Annotated in this window: 25 protein-coding genes; 1 reads left to right on the forward strand and 24 read right to left on the reverse strand. The window is 45.2% G+C overall.

Features of this window, described 5'->3' with window-relative positions; all coding sequences use genetic code 11:
- Positions 1–53: 53 nt before the first annotated feature.
- Positions 54–830 (reverse strand): transporter substrate-binding domain-containing protein, encoded by a 777-nt coding sequence (locus OCU35_RS13190; protein WP_017029784.1) that lies wholly within the window; start codon positions 828–830, stop codon positions 54–56.
- A 130-nt stretch (positions 831–960) separates the two neighbouring features.
- Between OCU35_RS13190 and OCU35_RS13195 the strand changes: the two genes are divergently transcribed.
- Positions 961–1,665: an amino acid ABC transporter permease gene (locus OCU35_RS13195; protein ID WP_050990579.1), complete on the forward strand. Its 705-nt coding sequence runs from the start codon at positions 961–963 to the stop codon at positions 1,663–1,665.
- A gap of 78 nt (positions 1,666–1,743) precedes the next feature.
- Here the strand turns inward: OCU35_RS13195 and glmU are convergent, their stop codons facing one another.
- The 23 genes from glmU to OCU35_RS13310 all read right to left on the reverse strand — a co-directional run bounded on the left by glmU (position 1,744) and on the right by OCU35_RS13310 (position 21,907).
- Positions 1,744–3,108 (reverse strand): bifunctional UDP-N-acetylglucosamine diphosphorylase/glucosamine-1-phosphate N-acetyltransferase GlmU, encoded by a 1,365-nt coding sequence (gene glmU, locus OCU35_RS13200; RefSeq protein ID WP_017033064.1) that lies wholly within the window; start codon positions 3,106–3,108, stop codon positions 1,744–1,746.
- 192 nt (positions 3,109–3,300) lie between these two features.
- Entirely contained in the window at positions 3,301–3,723 is a 423-nt protein-coding gene (locus tag OCU35_RS13205; protein WP_017029787.1) for a F0F1 ATP synthase subunit epsilon, read from the reverse strand.
- 18 nt (positions 3,724–3,741) lie between these two features.
- Complete coding sequence (gene atpD / locus OCU35_RS13210; RefSeq protein ID WP_017029788.1) at positions 3,742–5,145, reverse strand: F0F1 ATP synthase subunit beta; 1,404 nt, start codon at positions 5,143–5,145, stop codon at positions 3,742–3,744.
- 34 nt (positions 5,146–5,179) lie between these two features.
- Complete coding sequence (gene atpG / locus OCU35_RS13215) at positions 5,180–6,046, reverse strand: F0F1 ATP synthase subunit gamma (protein ID WP_017029789.1); 867 nt, start codon at positions 6,044–6,046, stop codon at positions 5,180–5,182.
- A gap of 44 nt (positions 6,047–6,090) precedes the next feature.
- Entirely contained in the window at positions 6,091–7,632 is a 1,542-nt protein-coding gene (atpA, locus tag OCU35_RS13220) for a F0F1 ATP synthase subunit alpha (RefSeq protein ID WP_065209332.1), read from the reverse strand.
- 13 nt (positions 7,633–7,645) lie between these two features.
- Entirely contained in the window at positions 7,646–8,179 is a 534-nt protein-coding gene (atpH, locus tag OCU35_RS13225) for a F0F1 ATP synthase subunit delta (protein ID WP_017033066.1), read from the reverse strand.
- A gap of 14 nt (positions 8,180–8,193) precedes the next feature.
- Positions 8,194–8,664, reverse strand: coding sequence for a F0F1 ATP synthase subunit B (gene atpF / locus OCU35_RS13230; RefSeq protein WP_065209331.1), 471 nt, complete (start codon positions 8,662–8,664; stop codon positions 8,194–8,196).
- A 59-nt stretch (positions 8,665–8,723) separates the two neighbouring features.
- On the reverse strand, positions 8,724–8,981 hold the full coding sequence (gene atpE, locus OCU35_RS13235; protein ID WP_017029793.1) for a F0F1 ATP synthase subunit C: 258 nt from the start codon (positions 8,979–8,981) through the stop codon (positions 8,724–8,726).
- 43 nt (positions 8,982–9,024) lie between these two features.
- Complete coding sequence (gene atpB / locus OCU35_RS13240) at positions 9,025–9,831, reverse strand: F0F1 ATP synthase subunit A (RefSeq protein ID WP_065209330.1); 807 nt, start codon at positions 9,829–9,831, stop codon at positions 9,025–9,027.
- Between the two features lie 8 nt (positions 9,832–9,839).
- Entirely contained in the window at positions 9,840–10,229 is a 390-nt protein-coding gene (locus OCU35_RS13245; RefSeq protein ID WP_017029795.1) for a F0F1 ATP synthase subunit I, read from the reverse strand.
- 149 nt (positions 10,230–10,378) lie between these two features.
- Positions 10,379–11,275, reverse strand: a complete 897-nt coding sequence (locus tag OCU35_RS13250) for a ParB/RepB/Spo0J family partition protein (protein WP_017029796.1) — start codon at positions 11,273–11,275, stop codon at positions 10,379–10,381.
- Between the two features lie 25 nt (positions 11,276–11,300).
- A complete protein-coding gene (locus OCU35_RS13255) occupies positions 11,301–12,074 on the reverse strand; it encodes a ParA family protein (RefSeq protein WP_017033069.1) in 774 nt (257 codons plus the stop codon).
- A 14-nt stretch (positions 12,075–12,088) separates the two neighbouring features.
- Positions 12,089–12,718 carry a 16S rRNA (guanine(527)-N(7))-methyltransferase RsmG gene (rsmG, locus tag OCU35_RS13260; RefSeq protein WP_102367658.1) on the reverse strand — a complete coding sequence of 210 codons (630 nt, stop codon included), beginning with the start codon at positions 12,716–12,718 and terminating at the stop codon, positions 12,089–12,091.
- Complete coding sequence (gene mnmG / locus OCU35_RS13265; RefSeq protein ID WP_102329125.1) at positions 12,719–14,617, reverse strand: tRNA uridine-5-carboxymethylaminomethyl(34) synthesis enzyme MnmG; 1,899 nt, start codon at positions 14,615–14,617, stop codon at positions 12,719–12,721.
- Positions 14,618–15,092: 475 nt separating this feature from the next.
- A complete protein-coding gene (mioC, locus tag OCU35_RS13270) occupies positions 15,093–15,527 on the reverse strand; it encodes an FMN-binding protein MioC (RefSeq protein ID WP_026012829.1) in 435 nt (144 codons plus the stop codon).
- An 8-nt stretch (positions 15,528–15,535) separates the two neighbouring features.
- Positions 15,536–16,897 carry a tRNA uridine-5-carboxymethylaminomethyl(34) synthesis GTPase MnmE gene (gene mnmE / locus OCU35_RS13275; protein ID WP_017029801.1) on the reverse strand — a complete coding sequence of 454 codons (1,362 nt, stop codon included), beginning with the start codon at positions 16,895–16,897 and terminating at the stop codon, positions 15,536–15,538.
- Between the two features lie 125 nt (positions 16,898–17,022).
- Positions 17,023–18,645, reverse strand: a complete 1,623-nt coding sequence (yidC, locus tag OCU35_RS13280) for a membrane protein insertase YidC (protein ID WP_017033072.1) — start codon at positions 18,643–18,645, stop codon at positions 17,023–17,025.
- Positions 18,646–18,647: 2 nt separating this feature from the next.
- Positions 18,648–18,905, reverse strand: coding sequence for a membrane protein insertion efficiency factor YidD (gene yidD, locus OCU35_RS13285; protein WP_082961323.1), 258 nt, complete (start codon positions 18,903–18,905; stop codon positions 18,648–18,650).
- Positions 18,872–19,195 (reverse strand): ribonuclease P protein component, encoded by a 324-nt coding sequence (gene rnpA, locus OCU35_RS13290; protein WP_026012828.1) that lies wholly within the window; start codon positions 19,193–19,195, stop codon positions 18,872–18,874. Before rnpA ends, yidD begins: the two co-directional genes overlap by 34 nt.
- 45 nt (positions 19,196–19,240) lie before the next feature.
- On the reverse strand, positions 19,241–19,378 hold the full coding sequence (gene rpmH, locus OCU35_RS13295) for a 50S ribosomal protein L34 (protein WP_004400210.1): 138 nt from the start codon (positions 19,376–19,378) through the stop codon (positions 19,241–19,243).
- Positions 19,379–19,649: 271 nt separating this feature from the next.
- Entirely contained in the window at positions 19,650–20,384 is a 735-nt protein-coding gene (locus OCU35_RS13300; RefSeq protein ID WP_017029804.1) for an amino acid ABC transporter ATP-binding protein, read from the reverse strand.
- Positions 20,381–21,052 carry an amino acid ABC transporter permease gene (locus OCU35_RS13305; protein ID WP_017029805.1) on the reverse strand — a complete coding sequence of 224 codons (672 nt, stop codon included), beginning with the start codon at positions 21,050–21,052 and terminating at the stop codon, positions 20,381–20,383. The genes OCU35_RS13300 and OCU35_RS13305 overlap by 4 nt, the downstream gene beginning before the upstream one ends.
- Positions 21,053–21,148: 96 nt before the next feature.
- Positions 21,149–21,907 (reverse strand): amino acid ABC transporter substrate-binding protein, encoded by a 759-nt coding sequence (locus OCU35_RS13310; protein WP_017029806.1) that lies wholly within the window; start codon positions 21,905–21,907, stop codon positions 21,149–21,151.
- Positions 21,908–22,246 lie beyond the last annotated feature (339 nt).

Raw genomic sequence — 22,246 nt, forward strand, 5'->3', positions numbered from 1 at the left:
GATCAAAAAAGGGAGCGAATCATCGCTCCCTTCGTTTATCAAAAATGAATCCACTACAGGCTGGTTAAGCCCCATTTCTTAGCGGTTTTGTCAAAAAACCCTTGGGTCGTTTTCAACTCAACCCAATGGTTCACATAGTTGATCCATACCTGATCGTTTTGTGGCAGTAGCATAGAGATCGGCGTTGGGTTCTTTGGTTCTGCAACCGGAACTACAGCCAATTGCTTAAACTTCTCCACCAGCGTTGCGGCTTCGACATTTGAGGTTACGGATACATTGGCTCTTCGTGCCAGTAACTCTTGAAAATCACGAGCTGGCGCTTCAATAACGATGTGTTGTGCTTCTGGGAAGAACTCTTTCACCATCTTCTCTTGTACCGTACCCAGTGTTGCTGCAACCTTGATGTCAGGCTTGTTGAAATCAGCCCAATCAGAATACTTATCTAGGTCTTTTTTCGGAACCACTGGTACGAATGCCAAGTAGAAATAGGGTTGGCTGTAGCCTGCTACTTTAGCGCGAGACATATTCAGTGATGCACTACCGGTAATATCGTACTTGTTGGCTGTTATGCCGTTAACCAAAGTTTTCCAGTCAGTGGCTACATACTCCACCTTCACACCTAAATCTTTTGCCAACTCCGTGGTTACATCAATATCAAAGCCACGATAGCTATTGTCTGCTGGGTTTTTCATGGTCATTGGGTTCCAATCACCGGTTGTACCTACCCTCAACACTCCCTTGTTTAAGATCTCTTGTAATCGGCTGGTTTCGGCCATTGCTGGTGACAGTGACAAAATAGAAAGGCCCAACGCCAAAAGTAACTTCTTCATCATAAATCCTTTTAAAAGCAGTAACGTTTGTTTGATGTTATTGTTACCATAACAGGTTATACGCGATTGTGTGCTTAAGGATGGGCATATTTTGAAATTTAATACTCTGACTGTAGTGCTCTGCTGTTTGATGCTCACAGGTTGTTCAGATTATGAGTGGGGCTGGTATGTACTTAACCCCTCAACCGAACAAGGAATGACAAACCTCAGGTTTCTGACCGACGGTTTTAGTGCCACTATCAGCATCTCTTTAATCAGTATGTTTTTTGCCATGCTGATTGGTTTTCTTGTCGCCATGCCGGCGCTCTCTAAAAACCCTTATGTGAGAGGCATTAACCGAGTGTATGTGGAGTCAATCCGCTCTATTCCGGTATTGGTGTTACTGCTGTGGGTTTACTACGGCCTCCCTACCCTGATGGATATTTCTCTTGATCACTATTGGGCCGGCGTTATTGCGTTGTCGATAGCGGAAAGTGCCTTTATGGCAGAAGTATTTAGAGGCGGGATTCAGGCTATTCATCGTGGTCAACATGAAGCAGCTCATGCGCTAGGTCTTAGCTATTGGAAGACCATGCGACTGGTTATCTTCCCTCAGGCACTGCGTCAAATTCTGCCGCCGCTAGGCAACCAGTTTGTTTACATACTCAAGATGTCATCACTGGTGAGTGTTATTGGTTTAAGCGATCTTACTAGGCGCGCCAATGAACTGGTGGTTAATGAGTACTTACCTTTGGAGATCTATACCTTCCTAGTGCTGGAGTATTTGATCTTGATTCTGGCGGTATCACAAGGCGTTCGCTGGCTAGAAAAACGCTACGCTATCCCTAGCCACTAAAAGCCACCAGCTGCTCTAGAAACAATAAACCCCGCCATAAGCGGGGTTTTCTTTATCCGATAAAAAAGAATAAACGGGTTATTTCTTTTTAGTTGGACGTTGCCAGTTAGCAATGCGACGCTCTTTAGCACGAGAGATAATAAGCTCATTCTCGCCAACATCTTTGGTTACCGTTGAGCCTGCGCCCACGGTTGCACCGTTAGCAATTGCCACTGGCGCAATCAATTGACTGTCAGAGCCAACAAACACGTCATCGCCAATAATGGTTTTAAACTTATTTGCGCCATCGTAGTTACAGGTAATGGTACCTGCGCCAATGTTGGTGCGCTGACCAATCTCTGCATCACCCAAGTACGTCAGGTGGTTCGCCTTTGAGCCTTCACCAAGGCGCGCATTTTTTACTTCTACGAAGTTGCCTACATGCGAGTCATTGCGCATCTCAGCGCCTGGGCGCAGACGTGTAAATGGACCAACGGTACACTCTTCACCTACTGTTGCGCCTTCAATGACAGAGTAAGGGCGAATTAGGGTGTTATCGTCGATTTCACAGTCCTTCAGCACACAACCTGCACCGATCACAACATTGTCACCAATAGTCACACTGCCTTCGACAATAACATTGGCATCGATCTCTACATCCATACCACACTGCAGGGTACCACGTAGGTCAAAGCGACTAGGATCACGAAGCATAACGCCTTGCTCTAGCAGTTTGTCCGCTTGCATCTGTTGGAATGCACGCTCAAGACGAGCTAGCTGGCGGCGATCATTCACGCCCTCAACTTCAATGGCACTTGCAGGGTGAACCGCTTGAATCTGCTTACCGTCATTGTGCGCAGCAGCAATGATGTCCGTCAGGTAGTATTCGCCCTGAGCATTGTCATTGCTTAGGTTCGACAACCAACGCTTCAGGTCCTTGCCATCAGCGACTAGAACGCCGGTGTTAATCTCACAAATGGCTTTCTGCTCTTCAGTTGCGTCTTTTTGTTCAACGATAGCAACCACAGAGCCATTCTCACGGACGATACGACCGTAGCCCATAGGATTATCTAAAACTACAGTTAACAGACCAACACCGCCTTCTGGTTGTCCATCAAGCAGTGCTTCTACAGTTTCACTAGTGATAAGTGGTACGTCGCCGTACAACACCATGACTTTTTCATCATCAGAAAAGTGTGGTGATGCTTGATCAACAGCGTGTCCTGTACCCAATTGCTCTTTTTGCTCAACCCAATTTACCGGTTCGTTCGCAAGAGTTGCTTTCATCTGGTCACTGCCGTGGCCAAACACCAAATGAATGTTGTTTGCGCCTAAACCCACACAGGTATCGATAACATGCTTAGCCATTGGCTTACCTGCCAGTGTATGCAGCACTTTGGGCTTCTTTGAGTACATGCGAGTACCTTTACCCGCAGCCAGAATGACGGCACTGAAATTGTTCATCACTTATTCCTTGAAACTGATCGTTAATTTTTATTGGTTTAACTCATTATTATATAGCTCAGTGACCTCAGGATGACACGCGCGTTTCGCGCAACATCCAGAAGTCACTGAGCTATATATTAACCCATTTAAGCACCTAAACAAAAAGGTGACCCTAAGGTCACCTTTGTCGTTACGCTATGGCTAATGTTATTAGCGACGCTTTCTCGTAAGTTCTGCAACTCGGACTTGAGCAATCGCTTTAGCCAATTCACTGGCTGCCTGAGCAAAGTCCATATCGCCGTGCTGATTATGAATAGTCTCCTCAGCTTTGCGTTTGGCTTCTTCTGCTTTGGAAGCATCGATATCTTCACCACGGATTGCCGTATCAGCCAGTACAGTAGCTGTACCAGGCTGAACTTCAACTATACCACCAGAGACATAAATGAACTCTTCGTGGCCGTGTTGCTTAACGATGCGAACCATACCAGGAGTAATAGCGGTCAACAGCGGGGTGTGGCCATGGAAAATACCAAGCTCACCTTCGCTACCGGACACCTGGAACGTTTCAACGCGCCCAGAAAAGAGTTTTTTCTCTGCGCTTACCACGTCAAGGTGAAAGGTTATTGCTGCCATATTGCCTCCTAATCAGACTTATAGCTTCTTAGCGTTCTCTAGAGCTTGATCAATGCTACCGCAGTACATGAATGCTTGCTCTGGAATGTCATCGTAATCACCAGCTAGTAGGCCTTTAAATCCACGTAGTGTCTCTTTAAGAGGTACGTAAACGCCTGGGTCACCAGTAAATACTTCCGCTACGTGGTAAGGCTGAGTAAGGAACTTCTCAATCTTACGTGCACGAGATACCACTTGCTTATCTTCTTCAGAAAGCTCATCCATACCTAGGATTGCGATGATATCTTTTAGCTCTTTATAGCGCTGTAGCGTAGTTTGAACGCCTGAAGCCACGTCGTAGTGCTCTTGACCAACAACCAATGGATCAAGCATACGAGATGTTGAATCCAGTGGGTCAATCGCAGGGTATAGACCCATAGCTGCGATGTTACGGCTAAGTACAACCGTTGCATCCAAGTGAGCAAACGTTGTTGCTGGAGACGGATCCGTCAAGTCATCCGCAGGTACGTATACCGCCTGTACAGATGTGATAGAACCAGTCTTCGTTGACGTGATACGCTCCTGTAGAACACCCATCTCTTCTGCAAGAGTTGGCTGGTAACCTACCGCAGATGGCATACGACCTAGAAGTGCCGATACCTCTGTACCCGCAAGGGTATAACGGTAGATGTTATCTACGAAGAATAGTACGTCACGGCCTTCATCACGGAAGCGCTCCGCCATGGTTAGACCTGTCAGTGCAACGCGCAGACGGTTACCCGGTGGCTCGTTCATCTGACCGTAAACCATTGCTACTTTAGATTCTTCAGGGTTCTCGATGTTTACAACACCTGCTTCCTGCATTTCGTAGTAGAAGTCGTTACCCTCACGAGTACGCTCACCTACACCCGCAAATACAGATAGGCCTGAGTGCTGAAGTGCGATGTTGTTGATAAGTTCCATCATGTTAACGGTCTTACCTACACCTGCACCACCGAATAGACCGATTTTACCACCCTTAGCGAATGGGCAAACCAAGTCGATTACTTTTACACCTGTCTCTAGAAGTTCTGTCGCGTTCGACTGATCTTCATAGCTAGGTGCTGGTCGGTGAATTTCGTAATGCTCTTCAGCACCGATATCACCACATTCATCAATCGCGTCACCAAGAACGTTCATGATACGACCAAGAGTTTTAGTACCTACTGGAACTGTAATTGGAGCACCAGAATTTGTAACATCTAGTCCACGACGTAAACCGTCTGAGCTACCCATTACGATAGTACGAACTACGCCACCGCCTAACTGTTGCTGAACTTCAAGAACTAGACGTTCTGGAGCGTCAACTACGTTTAGTGCGTCGTATACACGTGGTACTTCGCCTTGTGGGAACTCTACGTCGACTACTGCACCGATGATCTCTACGATCTTACCTGTAGCCATTGTTAATCCTCTAAACTAATTCGTTGTCCTAAAACTAAACCGCAGCGGCACCAGAACAAATTTCTGATAGCTCTTGGGTAATCGCAGCCTGACGAGCTTTGTTATAAACAAGCTCTAGATCTTCAATCAGGTTAGTTGCGTTATCCGTTGCTGCTTGCATCGCCATCATTCGAGCGGCCTGTTCACAAGCTAGGTTCTCAACCACGCCTTGGTACACGCTTGATTCGATATAACGAATCAGAAGTGCATCAAGCAGAGGTTTTGGCTCTGGCTCGTAAATGTAGTCCCACTGATGCTCGCGTTGCATCTCTTCGCTGTCTGATTTAGGTAAAGGCAGTAATTGATCGATCGTTGGTTCTTGAACCATAGTGTTTACAAACTTGTTGAACACTATGAAAAGGCGATCCAACTCACCTTCATCATATTTCTTCAACATTACGCCTACAGAACCGATCAAGTCTTCAAGGCTTGGCTCATCGCCTAGACCAGAAACTTGAGCAGACACTTGAGCGCCACTGTTGTTAAAGAATGCTGTTGCTTTCGTGCCGATAACGGCAACGTCAACGTCAGCACCACTTTCCTTCCAGGTTTGCATATCTATAACAGCTCTTTTGAACAAGTTAATGTTCAAGCCGCCACACAAACCACGGTCGGTAGAAACTATGATGTAACCAACACGCTTGGCTTCGCGTTCCTCTAGGTACGGATGTTTGTACTCTAGGCTACCGCTAGCCAAATGACCGATCACCTTACGCATTGTTTCTGCATATGGTCGGGACGCTCCCATCGCATCTTGCGAGCGACGCATTTTTGAAGCGGCCACCATTTGCATAGCTTTCGTAATCTTCTGTGTGCTCTTAACACTACCGATTTTATTACGTATTTCTTTTGCGCCGGCCATCGTTACTCTCCGTTAGTAGGTGACTTTTTCAAGTCACCAACCAATTACCAGGTTTGGGTTGCTTTAAAGTCAGTTACGATCTTCTGAAGCTGAGCTTCAATCTCGTCACTGTAAGCACCCGTTTGGTTGATCTCTTCCGCTAGATCAGCGTACTGACCATGAGCATACGACAGTAGAGCAGCTTCAAAATCTAGAACTTTGTTAAGTTCTACATCGTTTAGGAAGCCACGCTCAGCAGAAAAGATAACTAGTGCTTGGTCGAAAACTGACATAGGAGCGTATTGCTTCTGTTTCATCAGTTCTGTCACTTTTGCACCGTGATCAAGTTGCTTCTTAGTCGTTTCATCAAGGTCTGAAGAGAACTGAGCAAATGCAGCTAGTTCGCGGTATTGAGCCAATGCGGTACGAATACCACCAGACAGTTTCTTGATGATCTTAGTCTGCGCTGAACCACCTACACGAGATACCGAGATACCTGGGTCAACAGCTGGACGTACGCCTGCGTTGAATAGTTCAGTTTGAAGGAAGATCTGGCCATCAGTAATCGAGATTACGTTTGTAGGAACGAATGCTGATACGTCACCAGCTTGGGTTTCGATAATAGGAAGAGCAGTCAAAGAACCAGTCTTACCTTTTACTTCACCCTTGGTGAAACGCTCTACATACTCTTCGTTTACGCGAGCAGCACGCTCTAGTAGACGAGAGTGAAGGTAGAATACGTCACCAGGGAATGCTTCACGACCCGGTGGACGTTTCAGTAGTAGAGAGATTTGACGGTACGCTACCGCTTGCTTAGACAAATCATCGTAGATGATTAGAGCGTCTTCGCCGCGATCGCGGAAGTATTCACCCATTGCACAACCAGCGTAAGGCGCTAGGTATTGCAGTGCAGCAGACTCAGACGCAGAAGCAACAACAACAATAGTGTTTGCTAGTGCACCAGATTCTTCAAGCTTACGAACAACGTTCGCGATAGTTGAAGCTTTCTGACCGATTGCTACATAAATGGAGAAAATACCAGAATCTTTTTGGTTAATGATGGCATCGATTGCCATCGCTGTTTTACCAGTCTGACGGTCACCGATGATAAGTTCACGCTGACCACGACCGATAGGGATCATTGAGTCAACTGACTTATAACCAGTTTGTACAGGTTGGTCTACCGACTTACGGTCGATAACGCCCGGTGCGATTACTTCTACAGGAGAAGTTAGTTTCGCATCGATCGGACCTTTACCATCAATAGGCTCACCAAGCGTGTTTACAACACGACCTAGTAGTTCTGGGCCTACTGGTACTTCAAGGATACGACCAGTACCTGTTACTTTCATGCCTTCCTGTAGGTCAGCAAATGGGCCCATTACTACCGCACCAACCGAGTCACGCTCGAGGTTAAGTGCTAGCGCGTAACGGCCACCCGGTAATTCAATCATTTCACCTTGCATAACTTCTGCAAGGCCGTGGATACGAATGATGCCATCGCTTACCGAAACGATAGTACCTTCGTTGCGAGCTTCATTAACAACTTCGAAAGATTCGATACGTTGTTTAATTAGATCGCTAATTTCCGTGGAATTAAGTTGCATGCTCCAATCCCCATTAAGACTGCAATGCATCGCTCAGGCGGTTCAAACGACCTCGCGCTGAGTTATCAATGACTAGGTCTCCGGCTCGAATAATAACCCCACCAAGTAGGGTCTCATCTATACTGCAATTCAGCTTCACTTTGCGGTCAAAGCGTTGCTCTAACTTGCTTATCATGTCGTCTTGCTGTTGTTTCGACAGCTCTGAAGCAGAAATCACTTCTACTTCGATAAACTTGTCGTGCTCTCTTCGAAGAGCCAAGAACTCAGCAAGAACATCAGGTAGAGCCTTTAATCGACCGTTACCTGCCATTACCTTAATCAGGTTTTGGCCATGTTCATCAAGTTGTTCGCCACAAATCGCTACGAAAAGTTCAGTCAGTTTATTGGCTGTTAATGAGCCATCTAATAAGTCTGAAATTTCATGGTGCTTTGTCACTTCAGCGGCAAAAGCCAACATTTGACCCCATTGGTCTAACGCGTCTTTTTCCACCGCAAATTCGAATGCTGCTTTAGCATAGGGGCGTGCGATTGTTACCAAATCAGACATAAGCGCCCCTTCTGTTAAAGTTTTGCAGTAATGTTTTCAAGAATATCTTTTTGCGCATCTTTATCGATTGTGCGCTCCAAGATTTTCTCGGCACCAGCAATAGCCAGAGTAGCAACTTGTTTGCGCAGTTCATCGCGCGCGCGGCTACGGTCTGCTTCAACTTCTGCTTCAGCTTGCGTCAAGATTTTCTGGCGTTCTGCCTGAGCATCTTCACGAGCTTCGTCAATAATTTGAGCTTTACGTTTGTTCGCAGCGTCAATGATCTCAGTTGCTGTGCGCTTCGCTTCCTTCAATTGCTCAGAAGCGTTGGCTTGTGCTAGGTTCAAATTTTTCTCTGCACGTTCAGCGGCAGAGAGACCGTCAGCAATTTTTTTCTGACGTTCTTCAATCGCTTCAATGATTGGTGGCCATACATACTTCATGCAGAACCATACAAACATTGCAAACGATATCGCTTGACCTAGCATAGTTGCGTTCATTTCCACAACAGCTACCCCTTTTTAGTTATTCAACAACAAACTATTTGCTTGCTTAGAAACGTCAATTAACCGGCCAGTTGACCAACAAATGGGTTTGCGAATGTGAATAGAAGTGCGATTACGATACCGATCATTGGGATCGCATCTAGAAGACCCGCGATGATGAACATCTTAACTTGAAGCATTGGCGCCATTTCTGGTTGACGTGCTGCACCTTCTAGGAATTTACCACCTAGAATTGCGAAGCCAATAGCAGTACCCACTGAACACAGACCAACGATGATCGCTACAGCAACAGCAGAAAAACTTAGAACAGTTTCCATTTAAAATTCTCCAATATTAATTTTAGAGTTTACGTTTATAAAATTAGTGATCACTATCTTCATGAGCCATCGATAGATATACGATCGTTAGCATCATAAATACAAAGGCTTGAATCAAAATAACCAAAATATGGAAGATAGCCCAAGGTAGAGAACCTACCCATTGTAAGTACCAAGGGAGCATTGCAGCACAAAGAATGAATACAACCTCACCAGCAAACATGTTACCGAACAGACGCATACCTAGAGAAATTGGTTTCGCTAGTAGCGATACAACTTCCAAAAGCAAGTTGAACGGAATCATAATTGGATGGTTAAAAGGATGCAGTGCTAATTCTTTAGCAAAGCCACCGACGCCTTTTACTTTAACGCTGTAGTAGAGCATTAGAGCAAACACGCCAAGTGCCATAGCCATTGTGACACTCACGTCAGCTGTAGGAACCACCTTAAGATAAGGGATACCCATTAACTGAGCTGGATAAGGTAAGAAATCGATAGGCACAAGGTCCATCAAGTTCATTAAAATTATCCACACGAATATCGTTAATGCCAATGGTGCAATCAATGGGTTGCGTCCATGGAAAGTGTCTTTTACGTTCTCACCAACGAATTCCACTACCATTTCAACAGCACATTGTAATCGGCTTGGTACACCAGTTGTTGCTTTCTTAGCTACTGAACGAAATACCCAAAGGAATAACACACCAGTTAGCACGGAAAATAACAGGCTATCGATATGCACATTCCAGAAACTGCCCTCAGCTACAATACCTAACTTAGCTAAAGATAGATTTTGTAAGTGGTGGTCAATATAGCTGGAAGATGTTAACGCTTCACCAGGCGTAGCCATAACATTTCCTATTTTCTTTTGTTAATAAAAAACACTGGCGCAAACATATTAATTAGTAAGACCAGCAAATAGGTTAGCTTGAGAGGAACAAGTTCCAACTCCATATACACGTAGGCAACGGAAAACAAAACTATAGTCAGGAGTATCTTAAGCGCTTCACCTGTATAGAACGAAAAGGTAACGAGTTTTGTCGCCCTTGCGCCCGCATACAGAAACGCGAATAAAGAAAACACTGCATTCGCAATGACAAATATGCCACCACCAATCAGTGCCGATAGCCCCCAACTAGGATTTACAGTAATGCTGACCCCAGTTGCCACTAACATAACCACGCTAAACTCAATCAGTAGCAATCGCTTTGCAAGCTCTCGCCCAGGTTTAGTAAGCGCAGTTACCATGTATTCTTTCCTCGAAAAACAATTCCCGCTTTTGTCAAAATCAAGCGAAAATTTCGAATTTTGTATTCAACGTCACGCATTATGCGCAAAAACTCAGGAAAAAGACAAGTAATTGTGAACCTAATTGCACGGATATTGAACAGGATCAATTATCCCACGATGCGCTCTAGCTTGGCGATTAACTGCTCTAATTTGTGAGGTGCATCAATACTAATGGTCAATTTAGCCTTGCCATTTTTGCCCCGGATCAAAGAAACGTCGTTTCCTAATTTTTGTGACAATTTTTCTGACAACAAAATAGCGTGCTGATCGATGCTTTTTTCGTCAATATTAACCGGTGGCTGAAGCGCTTTTTTTACTAATTGCTCTGTCTGGCGAACCGTAAGTTGCTTTTTTACTGCATGCTGTGCCAGTTCAACTTGTTGCTCACCATCAACCGCTAGTAGGGCTCTAGCATGCCCCATATCGAGTTGGCCATTTGAAACCAGACTCTTTACTTCACTTTCTAGCTGATTAAGACGTAAAAGGTTGCTTACTGCGGCTCTAGATTTACCGATGACGTCGGCAATTTGTTGGTGTGAAAGTTCAAATTTTGTACGCAGGCTTTCCAATGCATGGGCTTCTTCAACCGCATTGAGGTTTTCACGCTGGATGTTCTCGATAAGAGCCATAGCGATGGCGGCCTTATCTTGCACTCGCTTGACCACACAAGGAACCTGAGTCAATCCAGCAAGCTTGGCAGCACGCCAGCGTCGCTCACCCGCGATAATTTCATATTTGTCAGTGTCTACTTGGCGGACAACAATAGGCTGAATAATACCTTGAGAGCGAATAGAAGCGCTTAACTCAGCAAGAGCTTCCTCATCCATCTCTGTCCTTGGCTGATAGACACCTGGCTGCAAACGCTCAACAGCGATATCTTGCATATCACCGCTATCAGAGTGAGAAACCGATTGTTGCGCTGCCGATGGCGTGTTTTTTTCCCTTGCCATTGCACTGGTAGATAACAGTGCATCTAATCCTTTACCTAAGCCACGCTTGGACATTGACATTTTTCCTTAGAAATATTTTTTATACAGCAACTTCTTCACGACGAAGCATCTCACCCGCTAATGCAAGGTAGGCTTTAGCACCTGCAGACTGCTTATCATAATACATTGCTGGTTTACCATGACTTGGTGCCTCAGCTAAGCGTACGTTTCTTGGAATGACAGTACGGTACACTTTGGTGCCAAAATGCTGCTTCAGCTGATCCGAAACCTCGTTTGATAAACGGTTTCGTGGATCAAACATGGTGCGTAATAGGCCTTCGATCTTCAAATTTTCGTTAACCACTGCCGCTAGCTTGCTGATGGTATCCATTAGCGCCGTCAGTCCTTCCAAAGCAAAGTACTCACATTGCATTGGAACCAAAACCGAATCTGAAGCGGCCATAGCGTTAATCGTCAGAAGGTTGAGCGAAGGAGGGCAGTCGATGAAGATAAAATCATACTGATCGCGCACACCCGATAAGGCATTCTTTAGCCTTACTTCACGAGCAAACACTTCCATTAATTTAATCTCAGCGGCGGTTACATCACCGTTCGCCGCAATGAGGTCATAGCCACCCGTCGTTGAACGAGTCACAACCTCAGCGAAAGGGGTTTCTTCAACCAATAGATCATAAGCGGTTGTTTCAACTTGATATTTGTCGACACCACTCGCCATCGTTGCGTTGCCCTGTGGATCGAGATCGATAACCAAAACACTGCGCTTGGTCGCGGCCATAGAAGCAGCTAGATTCACGCAGGTCGTTGTTTTACCTACGCCACCTTTCTGATTGGCAATTGATATAATTCTTCCCACGTTGGCTCTCTTCCCTAAACTCGGTCTGTTAAGATTACAAGATGTCGCTCGCCTTCAAGCTCAGGCACTATCAAAGGTTTGACCTGGATCACGCTACACCATTCAGGAAGTTGCTCTATCTCTTCCTGTGAAGCTTGTCCTTTGAGGGCATAAAAGACGCCAGAGCCTTCTTTTGGCAAGTGACGACACCAATTTACCATATCGGTCATAGAAGCAAATGCTCGGCTCAATACCGCATCAAATTTAACCTCAGGTTGGAATTCCTCTACACGGCTTAAAACCGGAGTCACGTTCTCAATCTTGAGCTCATGTACAACTTGTTTAATAAAACGTATACGCTTGCCTAAGCTATCAAGCAAGAAAAATTCACAGTCAGGGTTCATAATTGACAATGGAATACCCGGCAATCCAGGTCCCGTACCTACATCAATAAACCGCTTCCCATCAAGGTGCGGTGAGACCACTATGCTGTCCATAATGTGCTTAACTAGCATGTCGCTAGGATTACGAACCGAGGTTAGGTTGTAGGCCTTGTTCCACTTATTGAGGAGCTCGACGTAACCAACCAATTGATCCAGTTGCTTATCAGAAACGGTCAGATCGGTTTTAGCGATCAGTTGCTGAAGTTGTTGATGTAAGCTCATTTATGCGACTTCCTCACCTTTCTTAAGCAGGCCCTGTTTCTTTAAATAAACCAACAAAATAGAGATAGCTGCTGGTGTGATTCCTGAGATTCGAGAGGCGATGCCAATCGTTTCTGGTCTGGTATCCGTCAGTTTTGCTACCACCTCATTGGACAAGCCAGAAACCAAAGAGAAATCGATATCTGTTGGTAACTGAGTGTTCTCATGACGCATCGATTTGGCGATCTCGTCTTGCTGGCGCTGAATGTAGCCCTCGTATTTTACTTGGATCTCAACTTGCTCAGAAGCTTGTTGATCTTCAAGGGCAGGACCAAAGCCTTCTAACTCAGTAAGCTGTTGATAAGTCAGCTCAGGTCTACGCAAAAGATCCTCGCCACTCGCTTCTCGTGTCAACGGCGTTTTTAATACAGCATTCAGATTATCTACGCCCTCAGACTTAGGGTTGATCCACGTGCTGGCAAGACGTTGACGTTCAATCTGCATGTTTTCCATTTTCTGGTTGAATCGAGCCCAACGCTCTTCAGAAACCAATCCAAGTTCATGTGCTTTTTCGGTTAGGCGAATATCGGCATTGTCTTCACGAAGCAACAAACGGTATTCCGCTCTCGACGTAAACATACGGTACGGTTCTTTAGTGCCCATGGTAGACAAATCATCGATAAGCACGCCCATGTATGCCTGATCGCGTCGAGGCGACCAACCTTCTTTTTCTTGAGAGTACAGACTCGCATTAAGACCCGCCATCAAGCCTTGTGCTGCCGCTTCTTCGTAACCTGTAGTACCGTTAATTTGACCCGCTAAGAACAAGCCTTGAATAAACTTGGTTTCATAGGTGTGCTTTAGGTCTCTAGGGTCAAAGAAATCGTATTCGATAGCGTAACCAGGACGAACAATATGCGCATTTTCAAAGCCCTTCATTGAACGAACGATCTGAACTTGTACATCAAATGGCAAACTTGTTGAGATGCCGTTTGGATAGAGTTCGTGCGTAGTTAAACCTTCTGGCTCGATGAATATCTGGTGACTATTTTTGTCAGCAAATCTCATCACTTTATCTTCAATCGATGGGCAGTATCTTGGCCCGATACCTTCGATCACGCCTGCGTACATTGGGCTGCGATCTAGGTTGTTGCGAATCACTTCATGAGTGGCTTCGTTGGTATGCGTGATGTAACACGGTACCTGAGGTGGCTGCTGGCTGCGGTTACCCATGAACGAAAATACAGGGGTTGGATTGTCTCCGTGCTGCACTTCAAGTTGGCTAAAATCAACACTACGAGCATCGATCCTCGGTGGAGTACCTGTTTTTAGTCGATCAACTCTAAACGGAAGATCACGTAAACGCTGCGCGAGAGCGATCGAAGAAGGATCGCCTGTACGGCCTCCTGAGGCGCTTTCCATTCCAATATGGATCTTGCCACCTAAAAAGGTACCAACCGTTAGCACAACAGCTTTGGCTTCGAATTTGAGGCCCATTTGAGTGATAACACCCTTAACTTGATCGTTTTCAACGATCAAGTCATCCACTGATTGTTGAAACAGCGTTAGGTTAGGGGTGTTTTCTAATTCTGATCGTACAAACGCTTTGTACAGGGCGCGATCGGCTTGAGCACGTGTAGCGCGCACAGCAGGGCCCTTTGAAGCGTTCAGTGTTCTAAATTGAATGCCTGCGTGATCAATGGCTCTGGCCATTAATCCACCCATAGCATCAACCTCTTTCACGAGATGGCCCTTACCAATACCGCCAATAGCTGGGTTGCAAGACATCTGCCCCAAAGTATCAATATTATGGGTCAACAAAAGTGTCTTTTGGCCCGTTCTTGCTGCAGACAATGCAGCTTCAGTACCAGCATGACCACCACCAACGATGATGACATCAAATTTTTCGTGATAAAGCATGAGTTGGCCTCGGATATCGCTATCGTGAAATGAGTGAACAAAAAGGAGGCGTATTCTACCTTCTTTCTGATCATTAGAAAATTGCTTTTAATGTTTTACACAATTTACGCTCTGCTTAATATATATAAGATCTTTATATAGATCTTTTATTAGATCTATTATTAAGCAACGGATCTATTGTGGATAACTGGTATTTGATCAACAAGATCAACACCTTTGGCAGGATCACTTGCTGTGATCTCTGGTGGATCTAGTTCTGTATTAGCTGGGATCAAAATAGGTACTTATGCACAGGGGGGTGGATCACTATAAGTTGTTATTGGGATAACTATAGGTTGATCACTGGATACCTATGCAGTTATCCACAGAATAGGGGGTTAATTAACGGTCACTTTGTGAGCAAACGAACCGTAAAAAAAAGCCGATGAGCAAAAATGCGCACCGGCCTAGTTATTTTCAAACGAGTAAATCAGGCTTAAAACAGGTGTTTGTGGTCTTCGAACCACTCTTCAGCGGCCTCTTCTGGCACTGGATGGCGCAAAACATCGATGGTTAAGCACTCCGATAATGGAGTAGCACCAATATCCTCAAGTAGTTCCTGGCAATGTAATCCTGCACCACAGAAGGTGTCATAGCTTGAATCACCAATCGCGATAATCGCATAGTTGAGATCCTGAGTGTTGGGTGGCGTTTGCTGAAGTTGCTCAATAAACGGCTGAATATTTTCTGGATAATCACCCGCACCATGGGTTGATGTAATGATTAACCAAGTCCCTTTAGCGGGTATTTCATCGAGATTTGGCTGATTGTGAATCTCGGTATCTTTACCCATCTCTTGCAGCAAATCATTAAGATGATCGGCAACGTATTCTGCTCCACCTAAGGTGCTACCTGTGATCAAATGAATCATGGACATGTTTATTTTCCTATACAGAATGATGAGAAGATGCGACCGAGAAGATCGTCAGAACTGAACTCTCCGGTGATCTCATTGAGATATTGTTGAGTGATCCTGAGCTCTTCCGCTAGGATTTCACCCGCCATAAAGCCCTCTAATTGCTGCTGACCAATAGACAGATGCTCTGCTGCCTTATCTAGAGCATCAAGGTGCCTACGGCGCGCCATAAAGCCACCTTCGGTGTTTCCTGAGAATCCCATGCACTCTTTTAAATGGTTGCGTAGGGCATCGATACCTTGGCCCGTCTTTGCGCTTAAACGAATAAGGGTAGGGTCGTTCACATGACAAATACCCAGTGTCTCTTGGGTTTGGTCAACCTTGTTGCGAATGACGGTCATTCCCATATTGTTCGGTAGCTTATCTACAAACTCAGGCCAGATTTCTTGAGGGTTAGTGGCATCAGTGGTGGTGCCATCCACCATAAACAATACACGGTCGGCTTGTTGTATCTCTTCCCAAGCACGCTCAATACCTATCTTTTCGACTTCGTCAGAGGCCTCACGAAGGCCTGCGGTGTCGATGATATGCAGTGGCATTCCGTCAATATGAATGTGCTCTCTGAGCACGTCACGCGTGGTGCCTGCGATGTCAGTAACAATGGCTGACTCTTTGCCGGAAAGGGCATTGAGCAAGCTAGATTTGCCTGCATTTGGGCGACCCGCAATCACCACTTTCATGCCTTCGCGCATGATTGCACCTTGATTGGCTTCTGCGCGTACGGCTTCTAAGTTGTTGATGATAGTTTGTAAGTCAGTGCTTACTTTACCATCGGCTAGAAAGTCGATTTCCTCTTCAGGAAAATCAATGGCCGCTTCCACATAGATGCGTAGATGAATCAACGACTCAACTAAAGTGGTGATGCGCTTTGAGAACTCACCCTGAAGTGATTGTAGCGCTGATTTGGCCGCTTCTTCTGAGCTGGCATCTATCAGATCAGCAATGGCTTCTGCCTGCGTCAGATCCATCTTGTCATTGAGAAATGCACGCTCAGAGAACTCGCCTGGACGCGCAGGACGGATGCCTGAGATCGACAGGATGCGCTTAATCAGCATATCCATTACCACTGGGCCACCGTGTCCCTGAAGCTCTAATACATCTTCGCCAGTGAAGGAGTGTGGGTTTGGGAAGTACAGTGCGATGCCTTGGTCTAGTTGCACGCCAGCATCATCCACAAAGGGTAGGTATTCTGCGCGCCTAGGCTGAAGCTCTCGCCCTACGACTAATTGTGCGACTTGGTTGGCCTGTGGGCCTGAAACTCGAATTATGCCTACTCCGCCACGTCCTGGCGCTGTGGCTTGAGCCACAATAGTATCGTTAGTCATGTTCGTCTCAATTGGAATAATTAGGTAAATTGTATACTTAAACTACAGTAAGTTGCTCAATTCACAGAAAATAAAAAGGCGACCCTAAGGTCGCCTTCTCTTATAAACATTGGCTAACTTAAGCTCTATTTAGAGTGTAAGCCTTTTTTCTCTAGACCTTTATAGATCAACGTTTGCTGAATCAGCGTAACGATGTTCGATACCAACCAGTAAAGAACTAGACCTGATGGGAACCATAGGAAGAAGAAGGTAAACATAACCGGCATAAAGGTCATGATCTTCTGCTGCATTGGATCCGTTACAGTCGTAGGACTCATCTTCTGGATTAGGAACATACTTGCACCCATCAATAGAGGAAGGATGTAGTACGGGTCTTGTGCCGAAAGGTCAGTGATCCAACCGAAGAACGGTGAGTGACGCAGTTCAACAGATTCCATCAATGCCCAGTATAGAGAGATGAAGATAGGCATCTGTAGGATAAGAGGTAGACAGCCACCCAGTGGGTTAACTTTCTCTTTCTTGTACAGTTCCATCATCTCTTGGCTCATGCGTTGACGGTCATCGCCGATACGCTCACGCATTGCTGTCAATTTTGGTTGCAGCATACGCATTTTAGCCATAGAGGTGTACTGAGCTCTCGTTAGTGGGTACATAGCACCACGAACGATGAAGGTAAGTACGATAATCGCTAGACCCCAGTTGATAACTACACTTTGGATCATAGACAGCAACCAGTGAAGTGGTTTAGCAATGAACCATAACCAGCCGTAGTCAACTACTAGCTCTAGGTTAGGTGCAACCGCTGCCATTTCATTTTGAAGTTTAGGACCAACCCATAGAGTTGCCTTCATTTCACCCGTTTCACCGTTTGCGATTGTCTTGTTAGGAAGACGAACACCGATGTCACCTAGGTTACCCACTACGCGAGTGTAAAGGCTTGCGCCTTGTGCATCACGTGGAATCCAAGCTGAAGCGAAGTAGTGCTCAAGCATTGCAACCCAACCCTCGCCGTTAGGCAGGTTTTGTTGAAGGTTACGGTCTTCCATGTCGCTAAAGCTGTACTTTTTGTAGCGTGTAGACTCAGTAGAGTATGCACCGCCACGGTAAGTAGGCATTGTTAGGCTACCACCAGCATCTTGCAGGTTTTGACGAAGGTGAGCGTACATACCAACGGTTGCATTTGCACCAGAGTTGTTCGCTACATCGTAAACCACGTCAACTGCGTAGCTGCCGCGCTTAAGGATGAAGGTTTTGGTGTATTCAATGCCATTCGCTGTGTAAGTCATTGGTACACGCAGCTCATCTTGACCTTCAGCTAAAGTGAAGCTGTCTGCGCTTACTTTGTAGCTAGGACGAGAAGTGCTGCTTAGATCGATACCCTGCGGGCCGATCAGGCCACTTTGAGCAATGTATTGCTCGTTGCCTTTTTTATCTAGAAGAACGAAACGCTCTTTAGATTCAAATTCTTCAGCGTATTCATTTAATGAAGCAGACACCACATCACCACCGACAGCATCGATAGATAGAGTGAGAACGTCTGTTGTTACGGAAACAATACTTGCCGTATGGTTTGCTTCTGGAGCAGGATCCATGTCGTCAGCCATTGAAGGCGCTGGCAAAGAGCTGCTACTAGATTGTGCCTGGTTAGTCGCAGGAGCTGTTGGGTTTTTGTATTCTTGCCATTGTTGAAATAGCAAAAATGAAACCATAGCCAATGCGATAAACAGGATATTACGTTGAGAACCCATCGTTATTTATCTCTGTTTGTTGTGTTTTTAGGTGGTACAGGGTCGTATCCGCCATCATTCAAAGGGTGGCATTTTAATAGACGTTTGCCCGATAACCAACACCCTTTTACAAATCCGTGGCTTTTTAATGCCAAGATTGCGTACTCGGAGCAGGTTGGGGTGAAACGACAACGTGGTCCGATGAACGGACTAATACCAACTCTATATAGGTAAACTATACCTATCGCTATCCACGCGAAGGGCGAGAAAGTCTTTGCCATAGTTTATCGAAGAGTTTAAACATATCATCATTGCTTAAATCTTGGGCACTTTTCTTTGCAATAACAACGAAATCTTTGTTAGCAAGTTTGTGCTGATTAAGACGGAAGCTTTCTCGTGCGATTCTCTTGAACCTATTACGGCCAGGGGCAGTTTTAATTTGCTTTTTAGGTACTGCTAATCCAAGTCTTGGATGAGTAAGAGAGTTTTTACGAGCGATGATTGTGAAATGAGGGGAGCCGGCTCTATGAGCCTTTTCGAAGACATTTTGATAATGCTCGGGAGTTAACAGACGTAACTCCCGATTGAACGCGTACTTAGTCAAAATAATCGCGAATTATTTTGAAAGGCGCGCACGGCCTTTAGCACGACGTGCATTAATTACTTTACGACCGTTCTTAGTAGCCATACGAGCACGGAAGCCGTGAGTACGTTTACGCTTTAGAACTGAAGGTTGAAAAGTGCGTTTAGACATGGTTATTACCTTTACTGATCAGTAGTTTTTAGGTTCTTGTTAAACCCGACGTGGGCTGTAATTCTCTCTTATTATATAAGAGGGATACCGACGTCTCTCAACAAAGAGGCGGAATTGTAATCACTGTCTTTAAAATAGTCAATGATTGGTTTAGCTCAAAAACAAGTTATCTATAATATCTCAGCTTCTATTGAAGTCAGATTAAGATTCTCGTGCCTGAAATTCCGGTCGACGGATTATACGTGTAAAAATCTAAATCACAAGGATCTTATTAGATCCCAACTTGATTTAGGAACTTTTTCAAGCGAGGATCCTGTGGATTACCAAAGATATCCTCAGGTTTTCCCTGCTCTACAATGTTGCCTTCAGCCATGAAGATCACTCGGTCAGCGACTTCACGAGCAAATTGCATTTCGTGGGTGACCACCAGCATGGTTTGATGCTGATTTGCCAATTTTTTCATTAAATTCAATACCTCACCGACCCATTCAGGATCAAGAGCTGAGGTTGGCTCATCAAACAATAGCAGTTCTGGCTGCAGCGCCATTGCTCGGCCGATACCTACTCGCTGCTGCTGACCACCGGATAGAGCCGCTGGGTAGCTATCGCCTTTATCTTGTAAGCCGATGTCATCCAATATCTGCTGCGCGCGCTCCAATGCCTTGTCTTTTTTCCAGCCATGAACCGTAATTAGGCCCTCTGCAATGTTCTGGCGAGCCGTCATATGCGCAAACAGTGCGTAGTTTTGGAAGACAAAGCCTGTTTTACGTCTTAAAGCCAGTTCTTCGGCTTTACTGTATTTTTCACAGTTAACATAGGTATCATCGATACTGATCTCGCCTTGCTCTGCTTGCTCAAGGAAGTTAACGCAGCGCAGTAGGGTAGATTTACCCGTGCCACTAGAGCCAATAATCACGATGATTTCCCCTTTATTGATATCGATGTCGATACCCTTGAGGATCTCACTATCACCAAAGCGCTTATGAATGTTTTTAAGTTTAATCATCTTTGGTATGCCTTATTCAACCGATTCTCTGCCCAGATTTGTACGCGCGTTAGGATGATAACCACACCCCAATAGATCAATGCCACTGCCAGGAAAGCTTCAAAGAACCGGAAGCTAGATGATGCCTCCATTTGCGCTTTGGCCATGATTTCAGCCACGCCTAAGGTAAATGCTAGAGACGTAGATTTGATCATATCAATGAAATAGTTCATCAAAGAGGGCAGGGCGACGCGTGTAGCCTGTGGAAGAATGACTCTTTGCATTGCCTGACGTGTGGTCATGCCAATAGAGAGGCTTGCCTCCATTTGGCTGCGATCAATACCAATGATGGCTGCTCGAATACTCTCTGCCATGTAAGCTGCAAAGTGCAATGTAAGGCCAATGACCGCAGCACTAAAGGCATCTATGCCCACCATTATCGGGAATACCTGTGGCAGTCCGTAATAAAGTAGGAACAGCTGTACTAACAGTGGTGTACCACGAAAGAAGCTGATGTACAGCTGGCTGAGCTGATCCAGCACTGGGACCTTAAACACTCGAATATTGGCTAGGATGAGGGCTAAAATCAGGGCAAAGATACCGCCCCATATTGCCATCTCCATAGTCGTGCCTAGATACTTAAACAGTATCGGTAGCAGTTCCAGCATGTAGTTAAAATCAAATCCCATCTTGTTACATCTCTTCGTTTAAAAAGCAAAGCCCACTATCTCCGCAGAAATAGTGGGCTCCAAGCCTTATTAGGCTGAGCTAAATCTATGGTTACACTATTTTTGAGTGATATCAGCGCCAAACCATTTATTTGAAATCTCAGCTAGAGTGCCGTCTTCACGCATCGCGTCTAGAGCACCGTTCACTTCTTTCTGTAGCTTCTGACCATTTTCGTTGTTCACGAATGGCATAGCATTTTCAATGGTTTCAAATGGTTCACCCGCTAATTGTAGTGGTAAACCCGTTTTTTTGATCAGCTCTAGAGCCGATAGGCGATCCATTACAAATGCATCAGCACGACCTAGCGCTACATCATGTTCAATACCCGTGTCATAGGTTTTGATGTTGATCTTGTTGTCTTTGTCGTAGTTACGCAGCAACTGCTCAAAGTTCGAACCTAGGTTAACAGCAACGGTTTTACCTTCTAGGTCTTCAACGCCTTGGATTTCATCGTTGCCTTTACGCACGGTAATTTGCGCGCCGTCTACTACATACGCATCTGAAAATAGGTATTTCGCTTTACGCGCTTCAGTTGCGGTAATTTGGTTTGAAATCGTGTCAATGCGACCCGTTTCTAGCATGCCAAATAGGCCTGAGAAGTTTGAGGTAACGTATTTCACATCGTAGTCATTGCGACGAGCGATTTCGTCCCAAATATCAACCTCAAAGCCTTGAAGTTTGTCTTTCTCAACAAAAGTAAACGGGAAGTAGCGTCCTGACATGCCCACTTTTACTTCTGTTGCAGCATAAGCTGCTTGTCCTAAACTCGCAATTAGTGCGGTTGCGCATACCAAGCCTTTTAACCAGTTTTTCATACTACTACTCCTTGTGTTTATGCTGCGAAATATTACAGCTAAGCTCAGCTTAGGCTAATAACGAAAAGTTATTAATAATAACAGAATGGTTATTAGGGCTTTTTTACGGGTATAAAAATGTGAAAAAGTGTGGGGATAACTTAGATCTTAGGTTGAGGATCGTGCGCTTTTGGTATAGCTCTGTGGGTAATCATGTAGATCTTTGCAATATTTTCAGATTAATTGTGAATAACTTCGATCTTATGCACTGGATCTTCGATCATTTGCTAGCGATCTTGATAATCTGGGGGTAAAATTACTGTCCTTCTATTTCTTTTCAATCCGTATTGTGGGGTCGAT

This window comes from Vibrio breoganii (genome assembly GCF_024346795.1).
GTDB lineage: Bacteria > Pseudomonadota > Gammaproteobacteria > Enterobacterales > Vibrionaceae > Vibrio > Vibrio breoganii.

What these genes read in the sequence shown, in the direction of transcription:
- rpmH (WP_004400210.1), bottom strand. Translation starts at nt 19,378, where the DNA reads ATGTCTAAACGCACTTTTCAACCTTCAGTTCTAAAGCGTAAACGTACT.
- OCU35_RS13300 (WP_017029804.1), bottom strand. Translation starts at nt 20,384, where the DNA reads ATGATTAAACTTAAAAACATTCATAAGCGCTTTGGTGATAGTGAGATC.
- OCU35_RS13310 (WP_017029806.1), bottom strand. Translation starts at nt 21,907, where the DNA reads ATGAAAAACTGGTTAAAAGGCTTGGTATGCGCAACCGCACTAATTGCG.
- glmU (WP_017033064.1), bottom strand. Translation starts at nt 3,108, where the DNA reads ATGAACAATTTCAGTGCCGTCATTCTGGCTGCGGGTAAAGGTACTCGC.
- yidD (WP_082961323.1), bottom strand. Translation starts at nt 18,905, where the DNA reads ATGGCAAAGACTTTCTCGCCCTTCGCGTGGATAGCGATAGGTATAGTT.
- atpD (WP_017029788.1), bottom strand. Translation starts at nt 5,145, where the DNA reads ATGGCTACAGGTAAGATCGTAGAGATCATCGGTGCAGTAGTCGACGTA.
- OCU35_RS13305 (WP_017029805.1), bottom strand. Translation starts at nt 21,052, where the DNA reads ATGGGATTTGATTTTAACTACATGCTGGAACTGCTACCGATACTGTTT.
- atpG (WP_017029789.1), bottom strand. Translation starts at nt 6,046, where the DNA reads ATGGCCGGCGCAAAAGAAATACGTAATAAAATCGGTAGTGTTAAGAGC.
- OCU35_RS13195 (WP_050990579.1), top strand. Translation starts at nt 961, where the DNA reads ATGCTCACAGGTTGTTCAGATTATGAGTGGGGCTGGTATGTACTTAAC.
- atpB (WP_065209330.1), bottom strand. Translation starts at nt 9,831, where the DNA reads ATGGCTACGCCTGGTGAAGCGTTAACATCTTCCAGCTATATTGACCAC.
- mnmG (WP_102329125.1), bottom strand. Translation starts at nt 14,617, where the DNA reads ATGCTTTATCACGAAAAATTTGATGTCATCATCGTTGGTGGTGGTCAT.
- atpA (WP_065209332.1), bottom strand. Translation starts at nt 7,632, where the DNA reads ATGCAACTTAATTCCACGGAAATTAGCGATCTAATTAAACAACGTATC.
- yidC (WP_017033072.1), bottom strand. Translation starts at nt 18,645, where the DNA reads ATGGGTTCTCAACGTAATATCCTGTTTATCGCATTGGCTATGGTTTCA.
- OCU35_RS13205 (WP_017029787.1), bottom strand. Translation starts at nt 3,723, where the DNA reads ATGGCAGCAATAACCTTTCACCTTGACGTGGTAAGCGCAGAGAAAAAA.
- rsmG (WP_102367658.1), bottom strand. Translation starts at nt 12,718, where the DNA reads ATGAGCTTACATCAACAACTTCAGCAACTGATCGCTAAAACCGATCTG.
- atpH (WP_017033066.1), bottom strand. Translation starts at nt 8,179, where the DNA reads ATGTCTGATTTGGTAACAATCGCACGCCCCTATGCTAAAGCAGCATTC.
- OCU35_RS13250 (WP_017029796.1), bottom strand. Translation starts at nt 11,275, where the DNA reads ATGTCCAAGCGTGGCTTAGGTAAAGGATTAGATGCACTGTTATCTACC.
- atpE (WP_017029793.1), bottom strand. Translation starts at nt 8,981, where the DNA reads ATGGAAACTGTTCTAAGTTTTTCTGCTGTTGCTGTAGCGATCATCGTT.
- OCU35_RS13245 (WP_017029795.1), bottom strand. Translation starts at nt 10,229, where the DNA reads ATGGTAACTGCGCTTACTAAACCTGGGCGAGAGCTTGCAAAGCGATTG.
- mnmE (WP_017029801.1), bottom strand. Translation starts at nt 16,897, where the DNA reads ATGACTAACGATACTATTGTGGCTCAAGCCACAGCGCCAGGACGTGGC.
- OCU35_RS13190 (WP_017029784.1), bottom strand. Translation starts at nt 830, where the DNA reads ATGAAGAAGTTACTTTTGGCGTTGGGCCTTTCTATTTTGTCACTGTCA.
- mioC (WP_026012829.1), bottom strand. Translation starts at nt 15,527, where the DNA reads ATGATTCATTTGATCACAGGTAGCACCTTAGGTGGAGCAGAATACGTT.